Here is an 18,685-nt window from a genome sequence, read left to right as displayed (position 1 = left end):
TAAGTTGAAAATCAGTGAGTTTCACAAATATTCTGAAAGCTACAGGTTTAAAAAAGGATTTTTTGCAAAAATGAGATTTTAAAGAAGGATTGATAAGTAAACACTTGTTCCGGGAACCGAATAATTTTCAAGAAAAACATCGTGAAAAAGAGTCTACTTACTTATTTATCGGTCTTTGGATTTCTGGGAATTGTTTATGGGCAAATCGAAACTGAGCCTTTGCAGTTTAACAAAAACGGTTCTTTGGTTTGGATTGAGTTGACCAATGGAGCGAGTCTTGGAAAGGGATTACTTTGGAAGGTGGCTGAGGATTCGATTCATTTTGTGGAATATTCGAATTTCTCCAAGGATATTCAGTACGATGAACCTCCAATTTTAAAAGTTCATTATTCGGAAATTGCCTATTTAAGAACTGTTCCTAGAAAAGCTATCAAAAAGAACATGATGATCGGTGGGGCGATTGGGGCGGCAATGGGACTTGGAGTAGGTTTAGGTGCAACCGAAAATCCAGAACCTAAAACCGTTCCAGTCCAAACCATAGGGGGGTGTATATTTGTATTCTGTATTCCTTCAGGCACCCAGTATATTGTGGAAGATGAGCCCAAAGATGCGGTAACTGTGCTGCTGAAAACTTTTGCCTTTACTGCTGTGGGTGTAATAACGGGGGCGATTTTAGGAAATTCTAAAGCAGTAAAATCAAGAATTGAGGGATCTCGAGAAGCTTTCTATGCGCTTTCTAAGGAGCTAGAAAGCCAAGCATTTTGGATTTCCTCTGAAAATGTAAAATCAAAGAATCCTTCCACCCAAACCATGAACCCATGAAAAAGCTGTTACTTTTTTCTGCCTTCCTCTTGTGTCTAATAGCCGCTTCGACAATGGCTCAAACCACACCCAGAAAATCTTTCAACAGAAAAGGTTATCAAGCCTGGGTAACTTTGTCCAATTCCGCAATTGTTCATGGCTTGCTATGGAGTGTGGATAGCTCATTTGTAGAGATTAAGTCGGATCAATCCAAAAAATGGAAAAGTCCAGATTCGAAAGCTCAAATTCTTAAAATTCCTGTGGAAAAAATACAATCCATTCGGACAAAAAAAGTCCATGCTGTCCTAAAAGGATATGGATGGGGAGCAATCATTGGAAATAGCCTAGGTTTTGCCGTCGCAATCCCAATAGAAATTTCCGAGCCGAACGAAGGATATATACTCATTGTTCCCATGATGGGCTTAGCAGGATCATTTACTGGACTGATTGCCGGATCCCTCCCAGACAGGACATTTAAGGTGGAAGGAAATATAAATAACTATGTCAGCATACTTCCGGATCTAAGTAAAAGAGCATTTTGGAAGTGGTAAACAAAAAAAGGCCTGACGTTTTTGTCAGGCCCTATTTTCAATACTCAAAATCACAACTCATCGCATCCATTCCTATCGGTGCTCCATCCGGAACGCTCAGGGTGGATTGTGGAGTAAGTTCTTCCGGTAGTTGCAGATAGGCTTTGATTTTTTGAGACAAATATTCTCTATGCGCCTGAAGCAATGGGGAATTTCCTCCTGCCAAGGAAGCAAGCTGACTCAGGTGCTTTCGAGTCAAGGCTCTTACTGTTTGGCTGGCATTTGCATTTTTGGAAAGTCCAATCAAATAATCTACATACTTGGCTTCTGTCATCAATTTAATCTCGCTTTGCAAGCCAGAAGGTAGTGTATTGGAGAAAACCTGATCTTTCACCTTGTTCAAAAGAGATTCAAAGCCAGGTAGAGAATTGTCTTGAAGATTTTGCAAATAAACCCGATTAGCTCGTCCAGATTCAAATAGGAATCCAAAAGCTGTTTCCACTACATTTTCAGCCGGAGCTATTGGGTCAAAAACAGGTCCGGTTCTGGATGGAAATGTTTCCCTGGTTTTTCCATAGCCATAGGGTCTGGGTGGAATCAATGCCAAAACATGGCTTGGTACCTCCAGTTTGGAAGGAGAAATAGAAGTCAAAATAGCGGCAATCGCTTCATTCTGGTCTTTTGCGGGTATCCATTTTTGGTTGGGCTGATTGTCTCCTTTCACTTTGTAAGTAAAATCCAATCCTCCAACGAGTTTGGAGGTAGCTTCCAGCTGGTAGCGATGCATCAAGTAAAGTGGCACAAATACTTCTTCCAACAAGGCCTGAGGTTCGCCGGTCCTGATGGCATTTAAGCCAAAAGTTTTCATTCGATTTTCTCTCAGTTGAAGTAATCTCAGGAGTTCTCCGGAAGCGGATGCTCCATTATCCCAAAGGTGTGAGCGAGGATGAACTCCACTTGGATTACGGGAATCGGAATCAGTGATAAATTCATGGCCTGCGGAATAGGTATCCTGCAAAGTTTTTTCCAAAAAGTCCTTTTCAGATTGTCCCGGAGCAGGAGTTCCATATCCGTATTTGATGGCCCACTTATCCCACTCTCCAATTCCCAAGTCATAGGCTTGGCTAAAGTCTAGGTTTCCGCTTGCATCTTGTGTGATCAGGGGATGAGGGTAGTCCATCACAGAGGATCTTCCCACCGCCGAGGTAGCATAGCTATGTGCCAATCCGATGGTATGACCAATTTCATGGGCAGATAGCTGCTTCAAGCGAGTCAAGGCCATTTCCATCATTCTAGGATCCAAAGGTTTTCCGTCTTCGAAGGGCTGCAAAAGTCCCTGAGCAATCAGGTAATCCTGCCGGACTCGCAAAGAGCCCAATGAAACTTGACCTTTGATAATTTCACCGGTTCGTGGGTCTCGGACACTAGATCCATAAGACCATCCTCTAGTGGATCGATGCACCCATTGAATGACATTATATCGGATATCCATCAGGTCCATGCCTTCTGGAGCCAGTTCTACTCTGAATGCGTTTTTGAACCCAGCTGCTTCAAAAGCCTGAGCCCACCAGTTTCCCCCTTCAATCAAGGCCGAAGCGACTGGTTCTGGCGTTCCTCTATCTAGGTAGTAAACAATCGGCTCTACTGGCTCTGACACTGCAGCAGAGGGGTCTTTTTTCTCTAGCCTATGTCTGGCAATAAATCTTTTGACCAATGGCTCATCGATAGGAGTGGTGTAGTCTTGATACGTGATGCCGAAATATCCAGCCCGTGGGTCAAACTCTCTTTTTGCATAAAGTTCAGGAAGCTCAATGAAAGAATGTCTCATTCTAACGGTCACGGCCTCCGGTGTGGGAGTTACAGATCGAAGATAGCCTCCGGCTCCAGTGCCTGTTAAAGTAATGGTAGCCTCTATTTCAGTGTTTTTCGGAAAGTTTTTGGTGGTCTCATAATAAAGACCGGAACGGCTCGCATCTACGCGATATGTTCCTTGCCGAGATCTGCTCAAGGACTCACTTACTCCATGGGCGTCTTGGAGGAAAAAGTTGGTTCCGTCCACAATCATTTTGTCGCCTTCAGTTTTTACAATTTCAAATCCCCAAAGAGCGGATTCGGCAAAGGCATCTTTGATGGATTTTGCTTCGTAGGGATTGTCGGTATAGGCGCGGAAACCGTAGTTCTTGTGAACCATAAGGATTTTATTTCCGGTTTTTCGGAATTCAACCACCCGATCATCTCCAAGTTGACCACGGTCAAGACCAATGTCATTGGATCCTACGCCTGCAGTAAGAGAATTCACATAAAGAAATTCTTTGTCCAAAAATGGGATTTCGAGATAGATTTTTCCTTTTTCCTCATCTAGGTAAAAAGGCACAAAACCTTCTTTTTTACTCATTTTTGTAAAATCTGGTGTTTGGGAAAAACCAGAAACTGCCCAAAGCATCAAAAAGAGTAGGGATAGTGGTGTTTTTTTCATAGGGTAATTTGCTTTGGCTACAAATTATCAAAAAATAAGGTCGGGCTATTCACCATTAATGGAAAAAATCACCTCAGCCAGTATCTGATCATCAAAGCAGAGTCAGTTTGCCTGGATCCGGAAATTTCCTGAAGTCCAGAGCTAATGGTTTTGCGATTGGTGTAGCTGGTTCTGGCAATCCGAAAATATGCCGTCAATTTTTCCCCGAAACTGTATTGTCCCAAAAGATAATAGCGAACACCCCGACCATAGAAACTTGGAATCGAAAAAGTCCAGAGCACATTGTTTTCAAAACTGTAAAGCCGGTTATCATAGTCGACTGCATCAAAAAGAGCCACTCTTCCAGAGATTCTCCAGCTTTGGAAATTGGCCTGTAAATCCTGCAGAATCATAAATCCAAACGTTTTTTTATCCAAAATTTCAACTTGGCTCCAGAGGATTCTGGATCGTAGGAATACTATTTTATCGACCTGGTTTTCCAAACTTAAGGTTCCATTCCATTTTGTTATTGGATGGACCTGATAATTAGAGGTAAGGGTGAAAATACTGGAAAGGTTGCGGTCTTTTTCCTCTCTTCTGATTTGTGCAAAAGCAACTAAACTCCTTCTGGGTTGGTAGGTAATCCGGCCTAAAGCTTCAGTCCCTTTCGAGGGCGAATAGACTCTGTATTTGAGCCAAGGGAAATGGAAATAATCATAATACAGATTGATTTTCCAGATTTTGCTGGGGCGATATTGAAATCCCATGTAAAGTCCCTGTTCATTGATCGGACGAGTATTTTCAGAAAATCCCGAGGAATAAAAACTATGGAAATCTCTGCTGTAGTTTCTCCAAAGAATAGATAAATCCACTTCTTTGCTCAAGCTGCTCAAAAGCCCTAAGACAGTTCCGGTACCTCCACTTTTGGAAATAGCTGATTCACCAAAAAAGAAAAAGTTTCTCCAATTGCGACTTAGGTAGATACTTCCAACTTGATTGTTTTTTCCAGAAAATTCAAACTGGTTGTAGGTAGTTTGAGGTTTGATTAAAGGCGCGCTAAAGGAGGTCGCCAAAAAATTAGCTCCACCCAGCCATTTTGAAGATTTGGACTGGTATTGAATATTGGCGCCCAAATTCAATTCTTTGATTTTAGATTTCGTATCCAGTTCACTTTGGGTTCGATGAAGGCCAGTTTGGGAAAGTGAAGTAATGATATCTTGCCTGTTTTCTAAAGAGTCGAAAGCGGTCGAAATCCTGCCATCTCGAGGAGCCTTAGAGAAAATCATGGTCAATTGCCAGTTATTTAATGTCCTGGTAATCCCTATTCCTCTAAAAAAACCAAATTCCAAAGCGGCAGTATAGGGGAGGAGTCCAAAGCTGCTTCTCCTGACTGTAGGGACTGTTTCGGCGCCTTTCCCTAAGGTATATCCAGCTCCAAACACCAATCCTTGCCCAAATCCAGCCTGGAAATCGCCTACCGTGATGGTTTTCCACTTTTTCCAGTAATATTTCGTGAAGTGGTAAGAAAGGAAGTTAAACCCGTACCTGTTGGTCTTCCGATCCCAGGTAAATTGCTCCCCGGGATCTTTTTCCAAGGTAAAACCTATACTAAAATCTCTTGCCTGCTGGGTTCGATACCGGAGATAAAATTCATTTGGATCTCCTAGGTATCGCGAACTTATTTTGCCGGAAGAACTGGTATCTGGGGGAGTATATCCTTTTCTGGTCTCCCAAGTTCGTTTATGTCTGAAGACTATATAGGAATTTTCGGCCTCCAAAACTCTATTTAGAAATGGCTTTGAATTTTGTGAGTGATCCTCCAAAGTGATGAATGGAAGTAAAGTTTCTATGGTTTTTAAGTCCCAATCCGGAATAGCTTGGAGCTCATAAATGGAAAGAAAATTACCTAAAAGCTTTCGGTATTCTGCCAAAGAGGTCAGTTGCTGGGGAGAAAGAAGGTATGTTGCCTGGAGGATTTCCAAATCTGCCTTATTGATGTTGATTGGGTTTTGGTAGAGTTGAAAAAGATGCTCGTAGATGGATTCGTAATCCAGGTCTTCTTCCTGAACGGGAAATAATCGCTCGATGAAAGATTCCAGATCAATGGTTTGACTTCCTTTTCTCTGACAGAAGGCTAAGCTTTGGATAAAGAGTAAAAGACAAACCAAGCAGGCTTTCATGGTTCTTTCAGGTTTAAGTTCAGGCTGAAATGATGAGAGCTGCCCAGATTGGAGTTTTGCCCAAAGGCATAATCAAACCCCATCCGATTATTTTTGGCTCCAAAACCAAAGCTTATCCGTGCAGGATTGCTGGAAATTCCAGTCCGTAAAATCAGCCATTCGGAGGGAAGATATTCCAGAGCCATTTTGGCCAAGGCAGGAGAGTCTGCCTCCTTTTCTATTTCTGTATAGATTCCGACAGATTTTGAAGGGAGATAAGAAATCCCCATTTGGATGAAAGTAGGGATTCTTTGTCCAGTGTTTTTGCTGAATTTTGCCCGGTTAATGTTGGAAATATTCGCTCCGAAATAGGTTTTTGGACCCAGTTCTGCTTTTCCTCCCAAGGATATCAGCAATGAATTTCCGGTACCAAAGCCTTCGATTTGAGTCTGTAGCCAATCGATTTTTGCACCGAAGCTCATGATTCCAAATGTGTTTGAAAATCCTGCTCCGACTAAATGCTGGTTGAAAAGCTCTCCTCCAAAGCGGCTAATTCCCAATCCTACCGTTCCAACTTCTGTTTTTATGCCGGACGCCAAGCTAAATGTCCCCAGTTCTTTTAGTCCGTATCGATGATCGTATCCAGATACTATTTGAGTTTCCTTCATTCGGTCCAACGCACCGATATGATTAAAATAGCTCCAGGAATCGCTGAGATTGACTTTGAGATTACCCATTCCTTGGCTTCGAGCTCCTTGGGCTTGAGAGAATGGGTCTGTTTGGCAAAATGAAAATGAAACCAAAAGACCCCAGAAGCATAGAAAAAATAATGGCTTCATAGGCTAAATAAAAAATCTAACCTAAGTTACTTAAAACACTAGTGCTTTGTCAAGCAAAAATTAAAATGGTGCTTTGAAATTGAAGAAGAAATTTCCTTCCCCTTGGTTGTTGAATGAATATTCAAACCTTAGAACCGAGTCGTAAAATCCGACTACGTCAATTCCAGCGCCATATCCAAAGAGGTATTTGTTGGTCAATCTGGCATTTTCGGGGATTCTGTTTCTGTCTGTGACAAATCCATGATCAAAGTTTGCGCTTAAGTACATCTTGAAAGGCAAAGTGCTGAATTGTTCCAGTCGCAAATAGCTTGATAAGTCAAAGGCAACATCCAGAAACTTAAACCTCATGCTGTTTTTTTGGACATACAACTGCTGCCCTTCGATGACATTGAGTTCATATCCTCGGATAAAATTGGGGTTGTATCCGATGCCTCTTACGAGGGTGTAGGGTTGCCTATTGCTCAAAAACCAAGCTGCTGTAAGTCCGCCTGCATAATGGAATTTATCGCTCAACGGGATATACTTGTTGGCGACCACATTGAATTCAATTTCATTAATGTCCTCGCTGGAAAACAGTCCGTATTTAGTTCCGGTCAATTGCAATAGTTCTCCATCTGTGGCATAGGCAACATTATCTCTTCGGTCATGGCGGAAAGAGTATTGAAGATAAAAGTAGCGCAGACTATTCCCTTCATTTTGAAGGTAATTGGGGTTTTCTACCAGCACGTCCTTATTCAGCCAAGTATTATTGTATCCCAAGGTGGCAAAATGGAAATTGTAAAAAGTCCTCCTGAAGGTATATCGCAGGGCTCCCGATAAGTTTTTCCTTAAAATGTCCTCAGTTTCATTGGTAAAGAATACCTGACGATTAAATTCTGAAGCGATGGGAATGGTCTTTTGATCAGTATAGGTCAGCTGAATAGCGAGGCCATGCTTTTGATTTTTGTCGATATATGGCTTTGAATAGAGAAGGTCAAAAGCCTTGGTAAACCCGAACTGGGCCATGAATCGAAGTTTTTCATTCCTTCCCCCTACGTTGGCATGATTGATCCTAATCCCATAATTCACCCTGGATAAGTCCCGGCCTTGATTGGTCCACCACTCGGCAAAGTTTCGGTCTGCGAGTTGAAAAATGATTGAGGGCAAAATATACCATCGCTCTTTGACCGAAATAAGGATTTCTACTTCTTCATCTCCGGTGAAAAGTGGTGTCACTTCTACTTCGGTAAAGAGTCTAAGGTTGTAGATTTTCTGTTCATCAGCCTTGATGATTCCCAAGAATGTTTCCCAATCGTAATAATAATCCGTTGTGAAATCCAGCTCCCGAAGAATGATGTTTTTTTCGGTTTTCTGATTGCCGATAATGTAGATGTTGTTCACTTTCACCCGCTCAGGAGTGGAAGGATTAACAGGGGCATAGCTGGTGTCTTGTCCTAGACAAATCAGGCTAGGCGAACCTGCCATTACCAGCAGAAAAAAGAATATGTAAGTGATAAAACTTCTCAAGGGAATTCTGTTTCACTAATTTTGGTTATCGATATGCCCAACAAAAAAGGGATTTCCCGTCAGATGGTCAAAACTTACTTAAGAAAGATAGCCATATTTCCAGTACTGGTTTATCAATATACTATTTCTCCACTCTTTCCGTCAAGCTGCCGGTTTACTCCTACTTGCAGCCAGTACATGAAAGAGGCTATCTTAAAGCACGGCGTGCTCAAAGGATCTTTTCTTGGGTTTAAAAGGATCGGTCGATGCCATCCTTGGGGAGGGCATGGACATGATCCTGTCCCTTAACTCTTTTCTGGTTTTAAGCCATTTTTCCAAGCCCGGATGATCAAGAATACTCCGATGATCACGAGAGGGACACTGAGGATTTGACCCATATTAAACTGCATTTCTGATTCAAAGTCCACTTGAACAGCTTTGAAATATTCCCAGAAAAAGCGCATTCCAAAGACCGAAATCAAGAATAAACCTAAGAGTAAGCCCTCCGGTATTCTAGACTTATATTTTACCCAAATCCCCAAAAGGATCAAGAATATGAGGAAATATGAAATCGACTCGTAGATCTGTGTTGGGTATTTTGTCCTTCCAAATGTCTTTACAGTAACCAGATACTGATTGCTTTGTTCCTGTATGCTAAAGTCCAGTGGAGTCTCTACAGGCTCGGCGAGGTATTCTTTAGAAGAGTTGAATCGGGTCAGCGCGTATTTGATGTCCTGAGCCAAGATTTCTTCCAGGGTCTCTAGGGTATAATTTCCTTTTTCGACGATGATTTCAAAGTTGACCGGAACGATTCCATTGCCAGTTAATTCAGCTGCTCGATCTTCCGGTTTGTAAGCATCAATGGATAGAATAGGTACTTTCAAAGACTCCAAAATCTCCTCTGCATCTCTAGCGTACACAAAGCCATAATCAGTTCCGGTATCTTTTCCTCCAATTTCTGAGTTCATCAGATTTCCAAATCGGATCAAGGCACCCGTCATGGCCGTGACAATAACGATTCTGTCCACTACCCAAAGGTAACTTTGCCCCGGAGTTCTTTTGGAGTACAGCCAAAGTGCAAAAAGAATCGCGATTGCTGCTCCGTGGGAGGCCAATCCACCTTCCCAAACCTTTAGGATTTCTATTGGATTGCTCAGGTATTTATCTGGCTCGTAAAAAAGCACGTGTCCCAATCTCGCTCCAATGATGGTAGCTAAGACCATATAAATAGTCAGTTTATCTACCAACTGCTCATTTTGGCCTTCTTTTCTAAAAAAGTAAACCATGAATTGTTGGGAAATGATAAAGCCCAATGCAAAAAGTAAGCTGTACCATCTTAGTCTTTCAAATCCAGAGAAAACAGCTTGATTTGGGTCCCAGACCACATAGGAGAGGAAAGTGTCTAGCATAATTTTGTGTTTATAGCTGGTCTAATTCTTTCAGTTCTTCTTCATACCCACCTGACAAAATCGGGAATCTGTACCAGGTTTTCGGGTCCACGTTAAATTCATCCAAATGAAAAGAAGGCGCAAGGCGCTCTCTTTTCCATTGATTTCTCGACCAAAGTCGGAAGAATTTTTTAATGTATTCCTTTAGTTGGGCATCATCTACCTCAATTTCTTCTTTTATCAACAGGAAAATGTCGCCAGGAGACCTCCTGTCCCGAATGGCTAACTTTTCAATTTCCACAATCAGAGAGTAGGGCATAAGATCCTTCTCATCCGTTTGCGTTCGCTCAATAGGGCGAAGTTCGGCGGTTGGTGTTAAGGAATTGACTGCGGAGAGCCCAGGACGATCAAGGTTTTTTTCAGCCCACTGGAGCCAATGCAGGATAAAATGTTTGTCCACTGCAGCAATAGGGGAAATACTTCCGCTCGTATCTCCATCCATAGTCGCATAGCCCACGTCGCCTTCGCTTCTATTGGAAGTGGAAAGCAATAAGGCATTATTCAAGTTTGCCAGCATCCAGATGATCGGAGACCTACTCCTTGCCTGTATATTTTGCAAGGTAATGTCATCCTGATCCCAAGTGAGTTTTCGGCCAATCGCAACCTCGATCTTTTGGGTATAAGACTGAACTTCCTCGTCTATGGTCCAAGCATAAAACTTTGCGCCTAGACTTTCGGCCAATGTTTTGGCCGAATTGAAGGTGTCATCTGAGGAATTTCGAGTTCCTTGATAGGCCGTGGTCAAAAGTTTTCCAACCAATTCTTTTTCAGGATCGGTGGTTTGTAGCTCGAAAGAAATGCCAAGCTTTTGGATAAATCTTTCCAAACCCAATTCCTGAATCCCTCTCCTGACCATTTCGGCAACCAAAACGGCGATCGTGGAAGAATCAGCCCCTCCTGAAAGTGACAAGACGAAACCTTTGCTTTTACTTTTTCTCAAGTAATCAAACAATCCCAAAGACGAGGCCTGAACGAACTCCCATTCTTTCGAAAGTATTTGTGCCGGGGCTTGGAGTTTATCTTCTAAGTCAAATGTCAGCACCTGAAAATCCTGAAAAGAGAGCAGTTGGTTTCTTCCCAAAAGTTTGCCCCCCTTTGCAAGAAGAATTTCCCCATCGAATATCATTCTGCCTGCTTCATTTCCCAACAAGTTGGCATAGGCATAGTAGCAATTGAAGATCTTAGAACTTGTTTCAATCAGGTCTTTTCGCTCTTTGGTCTTATTCATTGCAAAATGCGAAGCGCTTGGATTAAAGATCAGGTCAATTTTTCTGTCTTTCAATCTATACCCGGGCCGGATAGGACCTCGCCAGGCATCTTCACAAATTTCAAATCCATAATGAACTCCCTTTTTATGGAAGGTAAGGTCTCCAAAAGGGATTTTTTGTCCATCTACCTCGATCTCGATTTTTTCATGGGCCTGCCAAGGGGTGAACCATCTGAATTCATAGTGAACTCCATCGATGGCCATGTATTGCTTTGCCACAAAACCAAGGAGTTTTTGGTTTTCAATTACGGCTACGGTATTAAAAACCTTTTCCTGTATTCGGACAGGCAGACCTACAACAGCGGTGATTCCTTCACATTGAGGAATCAATTTGAGCAGTTTGGCCAGAGCTTTTTTGGGAAACCAATAGCTTAGAAATAAATCCTCGGAGCCATATCCGGTGATGGATAGCTCTGGAAAGCAGACAATATCAGCCTTTTCTTTTTTAGCAACCTCAAGGGCCTGAATGATATGCGAAAGGTTACCTTCCCAATCCAATGGAGTTTGGTTGACAGTAGCACAGGCAATTTTCAAAGGAGCCATAGGAGTTAGTTAAGCAATCCGAGATCTTCACAGGCATTTTTAGAGGCGTCCTGTTCGGCCTTTTTCTTGGTGGAGCCTTTTCCTTTGGCGATAGCTACTCCATCTACGATCAATTCCACAACAAATTCCTTGAAGCGCTGGTTGCCGTTGACTTGGACAACTTTGTATTCGGTGGATTTACTTTCTTTTTGAGACCACTCAATGATTTTGCTTTTGTAATTGGAAACGGTGCTGATCATGCTTTCCAGGTCCATGTGAATCAGGATTCGGCTAAGGATTAACTTTTTGGAAAACTGATAGCCCCGATCCAGATAGACTGCGCCTAAGAATGCCTCCAAAACATCTCCATAAAGAGATTTGTTTCCGGTAAATTGACGGCTGTCGATGACTAATTCCAAGGTGTTTTTGAGGCCAATTTTGATGCCTACAGAATTTAAGGTCTCCCGGTTTACCAATTTGGAACGGGTTTCTGTCAAAAATCCCTCATCCCGGAAAGGGAATTTTTGAAAAAGGTACTCAGCAATTACAGCCCCCAAGATCGCATCTCCCAAAAATTCCAGCCGCTCATTAGAAATCCGAAAACCCTGATGGCTTTCTAATCCAAGCCCTGCCGGAGTGAGTGCAAGTCGATATAGGGATAAATTTAAAGGCTTGCGTCCTATGATCATTTTGATCGAGGAGGCAAGCCTTTTGTCTTTTGAGCTGAAGAAGAGTGTATGAATTCCTAGTTTATGGAAAATTTTCACTCTTATCCGTTGTATTTTTTGAAGATGACAGAACAATTGTGTCCACCAAATCCAAAGGTATTGCTCAGAGCGTAGGTGATATCTCTTTCCTGCGCTTTATTAAATGTAAGATTGAGCCCCGGATCAAAAGATTCATCATCGGTGAAATGATTGATCGTAGGAGGGACAAGACTGTTTTGAATCGCAAGGATACAGGCAATAGCTTCTACGGCTCCGGCTGCTCCTAACAAATGTCCTGTCATTGATTTGGTACTGCTGATATTAAGTTTGTAAGCATGCTCCCCAAATACTTTTAGAATAGCTTTGGTTTCGCTTACATCACCCAATGGGGTAGAAGTACCATGAACATTGATATAATCAATTTCCTCTGGCTTTAATCCAGCGTCTTGGAGGGCAATTTCCATCACGCTACTAGCTCCCAATCCTTCCGGATGTGGTGCTGTGATGTGATTTGCATCAGCGGTCATTCCGCCTCCCACCAGTTCGGCATAGATTTTTGCGCCTCTGGCTTTAGCATGCTCGTATTCCTCGAGGATCAAAGCGCCAGCACCTTCTCCCAAAACAAAACCATCTCTTTCTTTGTCAAAAGGTCTGGAGGCTGTTTCTGGAGATTCATTTCTTTGAGATAATGCCTTCATGGCATTAAATCCACCTATTCCAGCTTCGGTAACCGCCGCTTCTGAACCTCCACTGATGAAGATGTCAGCTTTTCCAAGACGGATGTAGTTGAAAGCATCAATCAAAGCATTAGTGGCAGAGGCACAGGCAGAGACTGTGACAAAGTTTGGTCCTCTAAAACCATATTTGATTGAAATAAATCCCGCTGAGATATCAGCGATCATTTTTGGGATGAAGAATGGATTGAATCGGGGAGTACCATCGCCTTTGGCGAATTCTGTAACTTCCTCTTGGAAGGTTCTTAATCCTCCAATTCCGGAACCCCAAATCACGCCCGCTCTGGATTTGTCAATACTATCTAAATCGATTCCCGAATCTGCCATGGCCTCATCTACTGAGATCATCGCATATTGGGTGAAAGGATCCATCTTTCTTGCCTCTTTCTTGTCGATAAAGTCTTCAACGTTTAAGTTTTTGACTTCGCAGGCAAATTGGGTCTTGAAAAGTGAAGCGTCGAACCGAGTGATAGGCGCAGCGCCGCTCACACCAGAAGACAAGCCTTTCCAAAACTCTTCTTTGGTGTTGCCAATTGGTGTGAGAGCACCTATACCCGTTACAACAACTCGTTTTAAATTCATGTGCTGAATTTAATTGGAAATTATTTTACGTTGGCCTCAAGGTACGTGATCGCCTGTCCAACAGTGCCGATTTGCTCAGCCTGATCGTCAGGGATAGAGATGTTGAATTCTTTTTCGAATTCCATGATCAACTCTACCGTGTCAAGTGAATCAGCGCCCAAATCATTGGTGAAGCTAGCTTCCATAGTCACTTCAGACTCTTCTACGCCAAGTTTGTCAACAATGATGGCCTTTACTTTTTGTGCAATTTCAGACATTTTGTGATCAGTTTAGTTAATAACACTCCGCAAAGAAATATATTTAATGCCTAATTGACAAAGAAAAGATTCAAGTAAATTTTTGAGCAAGGAACTCGCTCTTGCCTGTAAATTTTTATCCCTAACTTTGTTCTGATCTCGATTCTTCCCCAATGAAGAAGGCAAAATTATTCATAGAACCTGCATTTGATTTTGAATTACTGGGACTTGTGTCTCCGGTCAAGGACTATAAAATGGCCTGGGCTATCAATCAAACTTTGGGATTGAATCTGGTGAGATCGGAAGAAATCTTTATCGAGTTTTTAAGCTCTCCGAGTTTAGAAATCTCTCAATATTTTCTTTCTTTACCTCACGGTTTTGTGCAACTTTTGAAAAATAAATCACTCAATTCTTCTCAGCAATTGGCATATTTGATCCCCGAACTCAGAAATATGGATTATTTTCTTCTTGTTCAGGATGAAACTGAAGAGATCGATATTTCCGAATTTGCAAGCCAACTTGCAAAAAACCCTTTGATCCAGAGTGCTGTGCGCTTGGACGTATCCAAATTAAAATCGAAAGAAAACCTATTAACTTATTAAAAAACCCGATGAGCCATCTACCTTTTAAAAAGACAAAGATCCTCGCTACCATAGGCCCTGCTTCCAATAATTATGAAATGATCAAAAGCTTGGCCTTTGCAGGTGCTAATGTTTTCAGATTAAATTTTTCTCATGGAAGTCATGATGTTCACAGAGAAGTAGTGAAAATCATCCGTGAGGTAAATAAAGAACTCAATTGCCACTTGGGAATTCTTCAGGATCTTCAAGGTCCAAAAATCCGAGTGGGTGAAGTCGAAAACAACGGAGTCGAAATTAAACCTGGAGAGCAAATCACCATTACCAATGACCCGGTTGTTGGTACTTCCTCGTTAGTTTCCACCGTCTATCAAAACCTTCCCCAAGATGTCGTTCCGGGAGACAGGATTTTGATCGACGATGGCAATCTGGAAGTACTTGTAAACAGTACTGATGGAAAGAATGTCAACTGTACAGTCGTTCACGGAGGTGTTTTAAAATCCAGAAAAGGCATCAATCTTCCCAACACTAAAGTCTCTGCGCCATCCCTTACTGAGAAAGATATCGAGGATTTGGAGTTTGGATTAAGCATGGACGTAGATTGGATTGCTTTGTCTTTCGTACGCTCGGCCGACGATATTCTTGACCTAAGAAGAAGGATTCAGGATGCTGGAAAATCCTGTAAGATTGTGGCAAAAATCGAAAAACCAGAGGCTTTGGAAAATATCGATGCCATCATCGAAGCTACTGATGCCATAATGGTCGCCAGAGGGGATTTGGGAGTGGAAGTTCCTATGGAAATTGTCCCACTTTGGCAGAAGAAAATGGTCCAGAAATGTAAGCTGGCCTGTAAGCCGGTGATTATTGCTACTCAGATGATGGAGAGCATGATCCAGAATCCTAGACCAACTCGAGCAGAGACCAATGATGTTGCAAATGCTGTATTGGACGGCGCTGATGCGGTGATGCTTTCTGCAGAAACAGCCTCCGGAAAATATCCTGTACATGCAGTAAAGGCTATGACTAGCATCATTACGTATTTGGAAAAGAATGCAGAGATCTATCATAACCTATACAAAATCCCTGAAAATGACCCGAACTTCCAAAGTTCCAATTTGGTACTGATGGCAGCTAGACTTTCCCGTAACGTGCATGCGAAAGCTATCGTGGGAATTACTTCTTCCGGTTTTACAGGGTTTAAAATTGCATCCCATAGGCCTTATGCCAATATTTTCATCTTTACCAGAAATGAAAAACTATTGACACAAATGGCTTTGGTTTGGGGAGTTAGAGCCTACTACTACGCCAGTAATGTGTCCACTGACGCCACTTTTGAGGATATTGAAAATACCCTAAAAAATGATGGGCATGTCAATTCTGGAGACCTTATCATCAATACAGCCAGTATGCCATTGAAAAGAAAAGGCAAGACAAACATGTTAAAAATCCACGTCGTGGAATAGTTTACCATTTACAATTCAAGGGTCGGATTATACAGTTCGACCCTTTTTTTTGTCATTTCGGGGGGAGTAAGAAGATTAATGTTTAATAATTCAGTTAAAAAATTAAACAAACTCCCAAACTACCATGACAAAATTTTCAAAACTCATTATTCTGCTATCTTTTTTATTGACAGCAGTTTCCTGTAGTGAGGACTATCAGGGTCCCGTACCGTATCCAACATTAATGGAGGCCGCCAATGAGGCGGGTTTGACTACACTAGTTTCTGCAGTAAGATCTGTGCCCGGATTGGAAGCTTCTTTGCAAAGCCAGCAAGAAATTACGGTTTTTGCTCCATCCAATGATGCTTTTGCCAATGCTTTGACGGCTTTTAAAGCCACAGATTTAAATGATTTGGTTACTAAAATAGGTGGGGCCCAGAATCTCCAAACTGTCTTGGGTTTTCATGTTGTACCAGAAGTGGCCTTTTCCAGAAATCTATTTGAGGACAATATTTTGACCACGCTTGCAGGACAGCAACTCAGAGTATTTAATAACAATGGCGTTGTTACAGTTGCGGATCGAGCTGGAAATGTGTCTCGCGTAATTCAAGCGGATGTAAGAATCGAAAATGGAGTAGTACATGTCATTGATCGAGTGCTTATACCTTCGATCGAGTTGCCCAAGCCAAACTTGGTTGAAGCAGCCACAGAAAGAGGATTGACTACCTTATTAACAGCAGTTACAGCCGTTCCGGGATTGCCAAACAGACTTTTAAGTGCTCCTGAAATTACTGTTTTCGCACCTTCCAATGAAGCTTTCGCAGCAGCTTTGTCAGCCTTAAAAGCAAAGGATCTTAATGATTTGGTTTTGAAAATTGGAGGTCCTGCAAACCTTGAAAAAGTCCTAGGGTTTCATGTCGTACCCGCGGTGGCCCTTTCTGCAAATCTGAATGCCACAAATACGTTCACCACGCTATCCGGTCAAACTATTATTGTTGAAAAATCCGGTAACACTGTTTCAGTTAAAGATAAACTCGGAAGAGTAGCACAGGTGGTCACTCCAGACATTCGAATTGCAAATGGAGTAGTCCATGTGTTGAATGGTATGATGCTTCCTGATTTGATGCTTCCTACTGTGGTAGAGGCCGCTCAGTCAGCAGGATTGACCACCTTATTGGATGCAGTGACCGCCGCCGGTCTTGGAAGTACCTTGTTGAATGCCCAAGCTATCACGGTGTTTGCACCAAGCAATGGAGCTTTTGCTGCCGCATTACAGGCTTACAAGGTCTCTAATTTGAATCAATTGGTAGCCAAAATTGGCGGAGTTAAGAATCTTCAAACTCTTTTGGGATTCCATGTGGTCCCTGCCGTGGCTTTTTCTTCGGACTTAGCAGCAACGAACACCTTCACTACTCTTGCTGGTCAGCAACTTACGGTAACCAAAACAGCGTCAGGAGTCACAGTTCGTGATGCCTTGGGCAATACTTCTTCTGTAACTACTGCAGATGTGGCTATCAAAAATGGTGTAGTCCATGTGATCGATAAAGTTTTATTGCCGACAATTAAACTTCCTAACGTAGTTGAAGCAGCTACCTCCGCAAATCTTACCACTCTCCTGCAAGCGGTGACTGCGGCAGGGTTGGGCAATACTCTTTTGAGTCAGAATGCAATGACTGTCTTTGCACCGACCAATGAAGCATTTGCAAAGCTATTGAGTGATTTGAACCTGGGCTCCCTTCAGGAATTGATCAATACTTTGGGAGCAACAGCTGTGACAAAAGTATTGGGCTTTCACGTGGTTCCGGCCGCAGCGTTCTCCTTTGATCTAGCTCAAGGCTCCCAACAAGTTCCAACATTGGCTGGGGAAATGCTTACTGTAGTCCGATCTGGCAACAATGTCACAGTAACCGATAAATCAGGCAATACCTACCAGGTGGTTGTTGCCGATGTGGCGATTGAAAACGGAGTAGTACATGTCATAGATGGAGTGCTTTTACCAACCCTTTAAAACTCTGAGGTATTAGACTATTAAAAAGGAGCATATTTTATGCTCCTTTTTTTATGGAATTAGTGGAAAAAGTCTTCGTGTTTTAAACATAGGCTCTAGGTTTAGAGTTAGTTTGTAGGGTTTCCAAAGGATTCAAATTCAATGAATTGACCAATAAACTGATGAACATACTTTTATGTAGTGCAGATTCAACCCTGCTGGAAATGTTAAGTTCAGATCTCGGAGAATTTTGGGGTCAAAATCTCAATATTTCATTGCTTGAGCAATGCGATGATTTGAATTCAATCCCATTGGGTTCAATAGATTTAATAATAGCTGAATTTAAACTAGGTAGGTCATCAATTCTTGAAAAATTAAAGCAGGAGGAATTAAATATTCCAGTAATTTTTATTGGAGAGAAGGAACAATTCGTACCGGAAATATTCCAGTTGTTTGCACTTGATTTTTTAATCAAACCTGTTCAAAAAGAATCACTTCAAAGGGCTTTAGCAAAGGTCAATCAAGCCTTAAATTTTCCAACTCGCTTGAATGGTTTGAAATCCTACAAAAAGCGTTTTTTGACCAAAATTGGAAACAGGTTGACCTTGATTCCAGTCGAAAAAATTGCTTGCTTTTTTGCTGAAGGCGGCATCACTTTCTTGATGGAGTCAGGATCCAGTCAAAAATATATGGTAGATCAAACTCTAAATGAGTTAGAAACCCACCTTTTGGATCCGGAAAAGTTTTATCGAATCAACCGATCTATTATTGTCAATTTGGATAATCTGGTGGAGATGAAGCCTTTTCAGAACGGGAGATTATTACTCTCTCTTAAGGCCAAAACTGAAGATTCGTTTATCGTTGCCAGAGAGAAGGTCAATAGTTTCAAAGCATGGGTTGATCGATAACCCGA

16 protein-coding genes are annotated in these 18,685 nt (G+C 42.0%); 7 read left to right on the top strand and 9 right to left on the bottom strand.

Translation table 11 applies throughout. The features are described 5' to 3' along the window. Positions 1-141 precede the first annotated feature (141 nt). A complete protein-coding gene (locus G458_RS0100710; RefSeq protein WP_026950195.1) occupies positions 142-822 on the top strand; it encodes a hypothetical protein in 681 nt (226 codons plus the stop codon). Next, on the top strand, positions 819-1,352 hold the full coding sequence (locus tag G458_RS0100705; protein WP_026950194.1) for a hypothetical protein: 534 nt from the start codon (positions 819-821) through the stop codon (positions 1,350-1,352). Before G458_RS0100710 ends, G458_RS0100705 begins: the two co-directional genes overlap by 4 nt. A 37-nt stretch (positions 1,353-1,389) precedes the next feature. Here the strand turns inward: G458_RS0100705 and G458_RS0100700 are convergent, their stop codons facing one another. From G458_RS0100700 to G458_RS0100685, 4 genes are all read right to left on the bottom strand, one after another. Next, a complete protein-coding gene (locus G458_RS0100700) occupies positions 1,390-3,807 on the bottom strand; it encodes a zinc-dependent metalloprotease (protein WP_026950193.1) in 2,418 nt (805 codons plus the stop codon). Positions 3,808-3,875: 68 nt separating this feature from the next. Then, positions 3,876-5,966, bottom strand: coding sequence for a ComEA family DNA-binding protein (locus tag G458_RS0100695; protein ID WP_026950192.1), 2,091 nt, complete (start codon positions 5,964-5,966; stop codon positions 3,876-3,878). Then, positions 5,963-6,784 (bottom strand): PorV/PorQ family protein, encoded by an 822-nt coding sequence (locus G458_RS0100690; RefSeq protein WP_026950191.1) that lies wholly within the window; start codon positions 6,782-6,784, stop codon positions 5,963-5,965. The genes G458_RS0100695 and G458_RS0100690 overlap by 4 nt, the downstream gene beginning before the upstream one ends. Positions 6,785-6,844: 60 nt before the next feature. Further along, on the bottom strand, positions 6,845-8,290 hold the full coding sequence (locus G458_RS0100685; protein ID WP_322786234.1) for a POTRA domain-containing protein: 1,446 nt from the start codon (positions 8,288-8,290) through the stop codon (positions 6,845-6,847). Positions 8,291-8,353: 63 nt separating this feature from the next. Here G458_RS0100685 and yidD point away from each other — a divergent pair, with 63 nt between their 5' ends. After that, positions 8,354-8,578, top strand: coding sequence for a membrane protein insertion efficiency factor YidD (gene yidD / locus G458_RS0100680; protein WP_035467598.1), 225 nt, complete (start codon positions 8,354-8,356; stop codon positions 8,576-8,578). Here yidD and G458_RS0100675 read toward each other — a convergent pair. From G458_RS0100675 to G458_RS0100655, 5 genes are read right to left on the bottom strand one after another with little or no spacing between them, the layout of a single operon-like run. Then, the gene (locus G458_RS0100675) at positions 8,575-9,678 is read right to left on the bottom strand and encodes a prolipoprotein diacylglyceryl transferase (protein WP_026950188.1); all 1,104 of its coding nucleotides are present in this window, start codon (positions 9,676-9,678) and stop codon (positions 8,575-8,577) included. The two genes, yidD and G458_RS0100675, sit on opposite strands and share 4 nt — an antisense overlap. Before the next feature lie 10 nt (positions 9,679-9,688). Next, on the bottom strand, positions 9,689-11,527 hold the full coding sequence (nadE, locus tag G458_RS0100670) for an NAD(+) synthase (protein WP_026950187.1): 1,839 nt from the start codon (positions 11,525-11,527) through the stop codon (positions 9,689-9,691). A gap of 5 nt (positions 11,528-11,532) precedes the next feature. Continuing rightward, on the bottom strand, positions 11,533-12,273 hold the full coding sequence (gene rnc, locus G458_RS0100665; RefSeq protein ID WP_026950186.1) for a ribonuclease III: 741 nt from the start codon (positions 12,271-12,273) through the stop codon (positions 11,533-11,535). A gap of 2 nt (positions 12,274-12,275) precedes the next feature. Then, entirely contained in the window at positions 12,276-13,529 is a 1,254-nt protein-coding gene (fabF, locus tag G458_RS0100660) for a beta-ketoacyl-ACP synthase II (protein WP_026950185.1), read from the bottom strand. A 20-nt stretch (positions 13,530-13,549) separates the two neighbouring features. Next, complete coding sequence (locus G458_RS0100655; RefSeq protein ID WP_026950184.1) at positions 13,550-13,786, bottom strand: acyl carrier protein; 237 nt, start codon at positions 13,784-13,786, stop codon at positions 13,550-13,552. 152 nt (positions 13,787-13,938) lie between these two features. Between G458_RS0100655 and G458_RS0100650 the strand changes: the two genes are divergently transcribed. The 4 genes from G458_RS0100650 to G458_RS19970 all read left to right on the top strand — a co-directional run bounded on the left by G458_RS0100650 (position 13,939) and on the right by G458_RS19970 (position 18,680). Then, positions 13,939-14,367, top strand: coding sequence for an IPExxxVDY family protein (locus G458_RS0100650; RefSeq protein WP_026950183.1), 429 nt, complete (start codon positions 13,939-13,941; stop codon positions 14,365-14,367). A gap of 8 nt (positions 14,368-14,375) precedes the next feature. Continuing rightward, on the top strand, positions 14,376-15,806 hold the full coding sequence (pyk, locus tag G458_RS0100645) for a pyruvate kinase (RefSeq protein ID WP_026950182.1): 1,431 nt from the start codon (positions 14,376-14,378) through the stop codon (positions 15,804-15,806). Between the two features lie 124 nt (positions 15,807-15,930). Then, positions 15,931-17,793 carry a fasciclin domain-containing protein gene (locus G458_RS19975; protein WP_084438792.1) on the top strand — a complete coding sequence of 621 codons (1,863 nt, stop codon included), beginning with the start codon at positions 15,931-15,933 and terminating at the stop codon, positions 17,791-17,793. Positions 17,794-17,954: 161 nt separating this feature from the next. Next, positions 17,955-18,680: a LytR/AlgR family response regulator transcription factor gene (locus G458_RS19970; RefSeq protein WP_051286932.1), complete on the top strand. Its 726-nt coding sequence runs from the start codon at positions 17,955-17,957 to the stop codon at positions 18,678-18,680. Positions 18,681-18,685: the final 5 nt, after the last annotated feature.

The sequence above is a fragment of the Algoriphagus mannitolivorans DSM 15301 genome (genome assembly GCF_000429425.1).
Classification (GTDB): Bacteria; Bacteroidota; Bacteroidia; order Cytophagales; family Cyclobacteriaceae; genus Algoriphagus; species Algoriphagus mannitolivorans.
Note: the sequence above shows the minus strand (reverse complement) of the source record. Positions and strands in the feature narration are given on the sequence as shown.

Excerpts from the sequence above, each read along its gene's own strand:
- G458_RS0100700 (WP_026950193.1), bottom strand. The coding sequence starts at position 3,807 with ATGAAAAAAACACCACTATCCCTACTCTTTTTGATGCTTTGGGCAGTT.
- G458_RS0100705 (WP_026950194.1), top strand. The coding sequence starts at position 819 with ATGAAAAAGCTGTTACTTTTTTCTGCCTTCCTCTTGTGTCTAATAGCC.
- fabF (WP_026950185.1), bottom strand. The coding sequence starts at position 13,529 with ATGAATTTAAAACGAGTTGTTGTAACGGGTATAGGTGCTCTCACACCA.
- pyk (WP_026950182.1), top strand. The coding sequence starts at position 14,376 with ATGAGCCATCTACCTTTTAAAAAGACAAAGATCCTCGCTACCATAGGC.
- G458_RS0100675 (WP_026950188.1), bottom strand. The coding sequence starts at position 9,678 with ATGCTAGACACTTTCCTCTCCTATGTGGTCTGGGACCCAAATCAAGCT.
- G458_RS0100695 (WP_026950192.1), bottom strand. The coding sequence starts at position 5,966 with ATGAAAGCCTGCTTGGTTTGTCTTTTACTCTTTATCCAAAGCTTAGCC.
- G458_RS0100650 (WP_026950183.1), top strand. The coding sequence starts at position 13,939 with ATGAAGAAGGCAAAATTATTCATAGAACCTGCATTTGATTTTGAATTA.
- G458_RS0100655 (WP_026950184.1), bottom strand. The coding sequence starts at position 13,786 with ATGTCTGAAATTGCACAAAAAGTAAAGGCCATCATTGTTGACAAACTT.
- G458_RS0100690 (WP_026950191.1), bottom strand. The coding sequence starts at position 6,784 with ATGAAGCCATTATTTTTTCTATGCTTCTGGGGTCTTTTGGTTTCATTT.
- nadE (WP_026950187.1), bottom strand. The coding sequence starts at position 11,527 with ATGGCTCCTTTGAAAATTGCCTGTGCTACTGTCAACCAAACTCCATTG.
- G458_RS19970 (WP_051286932.1), top strand. The coding sequence starts at position 17,955 with ATGAACATACTTTTATGTAGTGCAGATTCAACCCTGCTGGAAATGTTA.
- yidD (WP_035467598.1), top strand. The coding sequence starts at position 8,354 with ATGGTCAAAACTTACTTAAGAAAGATAGCCATATTTCCAGTACTGGTT.
- G458_RS19975 (WP_084438792.1), top strand. The coding sequence starts at position 15,931 with ATGACAAAATTTTCAAAACTCATTATTCTGCTATCTTTTTTATTGACA.